The organism is Oscillibacter sp. CU971 (assembly GCF_905219725.1).
In the GTDB taxonomy this organism is placed as follows: Bacteria; Bacillota; Clostridia; order Oscillospirales; family Oscillospiraceae; genus Oscillibacter.
Genome location: NZ_CAJMXG010000184.1, coordinates 1 through 5981 on the forward strand (window position 1 = coordinate 1; position 5981 = coordinate 5981).

The following is a 5981-nucleotide window of genomic DNA, read 5'->3' on the forward strand; positions in this document are numbered from 1 at the left end:
GGCCTCCTCCGGGATGGGCAGGGAAAAGGCCGCCCCCTCGTTCCACAGGGGCTTTCGCCGGACCCGGCCCCCCAGATAGTCCCTCTCGGGCCGGCCGGGACGGTCCAGGTACCGCCGGGCNGCNGCGCAGCCGNAATACGCGGCCAGCGCGGTCAGCAGCGTCCGCATGCTCATTCCTCCTTTCGCTTTTCCGCCCGTTCCATGGCGGCCCGGAGGGCCCCGTGGCCCCGGCGGTTGTTTTGGGCCAGGATTCGGGCGATCTGGCCTTGAACCGCCTCCACCTCCTCCCGGAAGGCGGCGGCGGAAACCCGGAGGGCCCCGTGGCCCAGGATGATCAGCTGCTCCGGCCCGTCGGAGGTGGCCACCCGGACCCGGTGGCGCTTCCCCAGCTCATAGGTGGCCCGCTCGATNTAGGCGTCCGCCGTCTCCGCCTCCTTGGTGTAGACCACATGGATGCTGTGGTACTTCTCCACAGACCCCTGGCCCCCCCGGACCTTATAGGCGTCAAAGACGGCGATGACCTCGCATTTCCGGTAACCCTGGTAGTTGCAAAGAAGGTCGCACAGGGCCTTCCGGGCCGCGTCCAGGCTCTCCCGGGCCATGGCCTCCAGCTCGTCCCAGGCGAAGATGATGTTGTACCCGTCCACCAGCAGATACTCCGGCCCCGCGGGCTGGCGGGAGACGCTCCGGCGCTCCGGCGCGTCGGATGAGACGGGACGGCGGGGGGCCTTGGGGGGCAGGAAGTCCCGGCGCTTCACCGCGCCGTAGGTCCGCTCGAAAATGGCCTGGAGCTCCTTGTCCTGCTCGATGGTCCCGGCGTAGGCGGCGCTCCGGCGGGTCTCCGGCTCCTTGGTTTCCCCGGGCTTTGGGGCGCCGGGGCGGACGCCGCTCACCACATGGGCCTGGGCGGGGACGTCGCTCCACTTCACCGTGTAGCCCGCGCCGTGGGCGCAAAAGACGGAGTCCGGCGTGTTCTCCACGTCCCGCTCCGGGTCATAGCCTAGGGCCTCCACGACCGTTTCCGGATCTCCGCAGGGCCGGTACCCGGCAGGGCGGAGGCTCAAGCGGCCCTGTCCCCGGGTGTAGGCCGCCAGCTCCTTNGCGTAGTCCCCCATGGCGGCCACCGGGGCCTGGCCGGTGAGGACGGCCTCCTCTCCCAGGGCCTCCGGCGGCTCCGCCTCGCCGCCCATCTGCTGAACGTCGTTCAGCGCCCGGCCCAGCTGGGCGGCGGGCAGCTCCAGGCGGAAGGCGTACCAGGGCTCCAAAAGGATACTCTCCGCGCTCATGAGCCCCTGGCGCACCGCCCGGTAGGTGGCCTGGCGGAAGTCGCCGCCCTCGGTGTGCTTTTCGTGGGCCCGGCCCGCCGTGAGGGTAATTTTCATATCCGTGATGGGTGAGCCGGTCAGGACCCCCAGGTGGGGCTTTTCCCAGAGGTGGGTCAAAACAAGGCGCTGCCAGTGGCCGTCCAGCTGGTCCTCCGGGCAGACCGCGGCAAAGCGGAGGCCCGTCCCCCGGGGCAGGGGCTCCAGGAGCAAATGGACCTCGGCATANTGCCGCAGGGGCTCGAAGTGGCCCACGCCCTCCACGGGGGCGGCGATGGTCTCCCGGTACACCACCCGCCCCGCGCCGAATTGGGCCTCGATGCCGAAGCGCTCCCGCAGGCGGCGCTGCAAAATCTCCGTCTGGACCTCTCCCATCAGCTGGACCCGGACGGCTCCGGCGGCCCAGGAGACCCGGAGCTGGGGGTCCTCCTCCTCCAAGAGCCGCAGGGCCTTCAAGGCGGCGGAGGGGTCCGCCTCCGTCTGCATCTGATAGGCCAGCACCGGCTCCAGGGCCGGGACGGTCCAGGCGGTCTCGTGGCCCAGCCCCTGGCCGGGGAGGGCCCGGCTCAGGCCCGTGACCGCCACCACCGTTCCGGCGGGGGCGCTGTCCACGGGCTGGAACTTCTCCCCGGAGTAGAGGCGGAGCTGGTCCGCCTTTTCCTCCCAGACCTCTTCCTCNGGGGTGTCGGGGCGGCGGTTGGTGAGGAGGTCCTTGGCCCGGAGCGCCCCGCCGGTGATCTTCATCCAGGTGAGGCGCGCCCCCCGGGCGTCCCGGGAGACCTTGAACACCCGGGCCCCAAAGGCCGCCGGATAGGCCCGCAGGGGCGCGTGGCGGCGGAGGGCCTCCAGCAGGGCCTCCACCCCCTCCAGCTTCAGGGCCGAGCCGAAGAGGCAGNGGAACAGCTTCCGNCGCCGGACAAGGTCCGTCAGGTCCTCCTCCGCCAGCTCCCCGGTCTCCAGNTACCGCTCCNGCAGGGCCTNGTCGNAGACGGCGGCCTCCTCCGCCAAAGCCTCCGGCGGCAGGGAAAAATCCGCACAGCCGCTGTCCAGCCGGGCTTTCAGCTCCGCCAGAAGGGCTTCCCGGTCCGTGCCCGCCAGGTCCATCTTGTTGATAAAGAGGAATGTGGGCACGGCGTACCGCTCCAGCAGCCGCCAGAGGGTCCGGGTGTGGGCCTGGACCCCGTCGGAGCCGCTGACCACCAAAACCGNGCAGTCCAGAACCTGGAGGACCCGCTCCNCCTCGGCGGAGAAATCCACATGGCCCGGGGTGTCCAGCAACGTGACGGCCAGGTCCCCCAGGGAGAACTCCGCCTGCTTGGAGAAGATGGTGATGCCCCGCTCCCGCTCCATCTCGTCGGTGTCCAGAAAGGCGTCCCGGTGGTCCACCCGGCCCAGGCGGCGGATGGCCCCGCNCTGATAGAGCAGCGCCTCGGAGAGGGTGGTTTTTCCGGCGTCCACGTGGGCCAGGACGCCCAGGACCAGCNTGTTCATGGAAGCACCTCCGGNAAAAGGGTTTGCGCCGGACAGGGGTTTTATCCGGCGCGATGCAGGACCGCCAGCAATCCGTAGATCACCGGCTGGTGGAGCATGTAAATGAGAAGGGAGCGGCGGCCCATGGCGGTGACCAGGGGAAGCGGCCGGATCTCCCGGGCCTCCTCCGGCCGGAGGCGAAAGAGGAAGTACCCCGTCAAAAAGAGGAAGAACCAGGGCAGGATGGAAAAGTAATCCGTAGAAAAGAAATCCGCCGGAGGGAAGCCCGCGAAGGCCGTGCACAGATTCCGTTCCCCATCCCAGAAGCGGAAAAACCGGGCCCCTTCAAAGCCCAGATATCCGGCGTTCACGTCCCGGAACACCAGAAACAAAAGGAAGCTCCCCGCCANCCCCGCCCGGGGNGGAACCCGCCGGAGAAGGCCCCGGAAGCCGTTTGCCAGCAGCATGGAAGATCCCAGCAGGGTCAGCACGCCGAACAGCACCAGGTTTTCCGGCATAAAAAACCACGTTGCGGCGGTAATGAGAGCTCCGCAGAAAAACACCGTCAGCCCCCGCCGGAGCTGATGGCGGCCCAGGGCGAAGCAGTGGCCGGAGAGGAGGATGAAGGTCCAGCAGATGCTCTGCTGCCAGACGTGGGCGGCGAAGCCGTGGTACCAGGGCCAGTCCATGCCGAATAGATAAACAAGGTCCCAGCAGGCGTGGTAGAGGATCATGCTGACAAGGGCGCAGCCCCGGATGGTGTCTAACACTCGATAGCGGCGGCGTTCCATGGAGCGGCCTCCTTTCTGGAGTGGGAAAAAGGGGGAGCGCCGCTCCCCCTTTGGGTCCTTAATAGGCCACGCCCCAGTAAATATCGGTCTTGCAGGGCTTGCCGCACACGGGGCACACGCCCTCCGTTCCGCTCTGCTTCAGGGGCATGCAGCGGGAGCTGACCCCCGCCCGCTCCTTCATGGCCAGCTCGCACTCCAAGGAGCCGCACCACTTGGACCGCAGGAAGCCGCCCTTCCCCTCGGCGATGGCCTTGGCCTCCTCGGGAGAGGCGATGTCGAAGGTGTTGTCCTCCCGGTTTTGGAGCGCCTGCGCGTACATGNTGTCATGGACCTCGTCCAGGAGCTTCTTCANCGTCTCCTCCAACNCCGCCAGGGGGACCGTCACCTTCTCGCCGGTGTCCCGGCGGGCCACCACGCACTGCTCCTTCTCCATGTCCTTGGGGCCGATCTCCACCCGGAGGGGCACGCCCTTCATCTCGTATTCCGCAAACTTCCAGCCGGGGGAATTGTCGGAATCGTCCATCTTGGAGCGTACCCCGGCGGTTTTCAGCCGGTCCCGGAGGGCCGCCGCCGCGTCCAGCACGCCGGGCTTGTGGGCCGCCACGGGGATGACCACCGCCTGGATGGGAGCCGCCCGGGGGGGCAGCACCAGGCCGTTGTCGTCTCCGTGGGTCATGATGATGCCGCCGATCATCCGGGTGGAGACGCCCCAGCTGGTCTGGTGGGGGTGGTGGAGCTGGTTGTCCTTCCCGGTGTAGGTAATGCCGAAGGCCTTGGCGAAGCCGTCCCCGAAATAGTGGCTGGTGCCCGCCTGGAGGGCCTTGTGGTCGTGCATCATGCACTCCACGGTGTAGGTTTCCTCGGCCCCCTTGAATTTCTCCTTGTCCGTCTTCCGGCCCCGGAGGACGGGCATGGCCAGGAAGTTCTCCATGAAGTCCGCGTAGACGTTCAGCATCCGCANCGTCTCCTCCCGGGCCTCNGNCTCGTCCGCNGGNATGGTGTGGCCCTCCTGCCAGAGGAATTCCCGGTGGCGGAGGAAGGGGCGGGAGGTCTTCTCCCACCGCAGGACGCTGCACCACTGGTTATAGAGCTTCGGAAGGTCCCGCCAGGAGTGGATGATATTGGCGTAATGCTCGCAAAAGAGGGTCTCGGAGGTGGGGCGGACGCAGAGGCGGTCCTCCAGCTTCTCGCTGCCGCCCATGGTAATCCAGGCGCACTCCGGGGCGAAGCCCTCCACATGGTCCTTCTCCTTCTGGAGCAGGGACTCGGGGATCAGCACCGGGAGNTAGACGTTCTCGTGGCCCGTCTCCTTGAAGCGGCGGTCCAGCTCGCCCTGGATGTTCTCCCAGATGGCGTAGCCGTNGGGCCGGTAGATGAACATGCCCTTGACGGAGGTGTAGTCGATGAGCTCCGCCTTTTTGCAGACGTCGGTGTACCACTGGGCAAAGTCCGCGTCCCGGGCGGTGATGGCGTCCACTTGTCTTTTATCCGTAGCCATAGCGTTTTCGTTCCTTTCCTATTTAGGATCCTAAAATAACGAGTTTATTTTATCCGCCCAGGGCGGAATTGTCAACCGTTTCCGGGGAGCGGGCGCGTCCATCCGGAGATTTTATCGCGGAGCGCCGGGCGCTTTCTCGCCAGGAACCGCCCTCACCGCCCCGGCAGGGGGAAAGCCCGCAGAATCACCCGCCCGAAGCACACCAGGCTCCGCCCGCCGGAGGAGGGCAGGACCACATCCGCGTCCGCCCGGGCCCGGTTCAGGGAAAAGAGGTACACAATTCCCGCCGGGTCCTTGTAGTACTGCTTGCAAAACACGTCCCCATCCACGCAGAAAATTCCCACGTCTCCCGCCTTCAAGGGGTCCCGGTTCACATAGGCCACAGACCCGTCGGCAATGTAGGGGGCCATGGAGTCTCCCTGAATCCGCACGGCGAACTCCGCCGCCGGGGGCACGTCCCCCGTGACGGGAATGTAATCAAAATCCTCCCCAAAGGCCGGGGCGGCGTACCCGGCGGCGGCAGGGGTCCGGTAGAGGGGGATCATCCGGGGCTCCGCCGCTCCAGGGGACTTCTCCGCCTCGTCCCGGCAGGCGCACAGCGCCTCCACCATGGTCCGCACCGTCTCCCGCCCCAAAGCGGACAGCCCCCGGTATCCTTCCAGCAGCCTCTGTTCCTTCGGGTCCAAGGCCCGCTTGTTGTACTGAAAGCTGTCTTGAAACAAGGTGTTCGGGTCCACCTCCAGGGAGTCAAAGAGCCGCAGCATAATCTCCTCCTTGGGAAAGCTGACCCCCGTCTCATAATTTCCCACGGCGGAAGGGGAGACCCCCAGCAAAGCGGCCAGCTCGGCCCTGGTCATATCCAATACCCCCCGCCGGGCCCGCATCCTCTAGCCAAACGAC

4 protein-coding genes are annotated in these 5981 nt (G+C 67.0%); all 4 read right to left on the reverse strand.

The features are described from left to right. Positions 1-170 precede the first annotated feature (170 nt). The gene (locus tag JX325_RS11785; RefSeq protein WP_204791311.1) at positions 171-2813 is read right to left on the reverse strand and encodes a translation factor GTPase family protein; all 2643 of its coding nucleotides are present in this window, start codon (positions 2811-2813) and stop codon (positions 171-173) included. A gap of 41 nt (positions 2814-2854) precedes the next feature. Beyond that, positions 2855-3583: a heparan-alpha-glucosaminide N-acetyltransferase gene (locus tag JX325_RS11790; RefSeq protein ID WP_204791312.1), complete on the reverse strand. Its 729-nt coding sequence runs from the start codon at positions 3581-3583 to the stop codon at positions 2855-2857. 58 nt (positions 3584-3641) lie between these two features. After that, on the reverse strand, positions 3642-5081 hold the full coding sequence (gene proS, locus JX325_RS11795; protein WP_204791313.1) for a proline--tRNA ligase: 1440 nt from the start codon (positions 5079-5081) through the stop codon (positions 3642-3644). Between the two features lie 152 nt (positions 5082-5233). Beyond that, positions 5234-5965 (reverse strand): LexA family transcriptional regulator, encoded by a 732-nt coding sequence (locus tag JX325_RS11800; RefSeq protein ID WP_279380535.1) that lies wholly within the window; start codon positions 5963-5965, stop codon positions 5234-5236. Positions 5966-5981 lie beyond the last annotated feature (16 nt).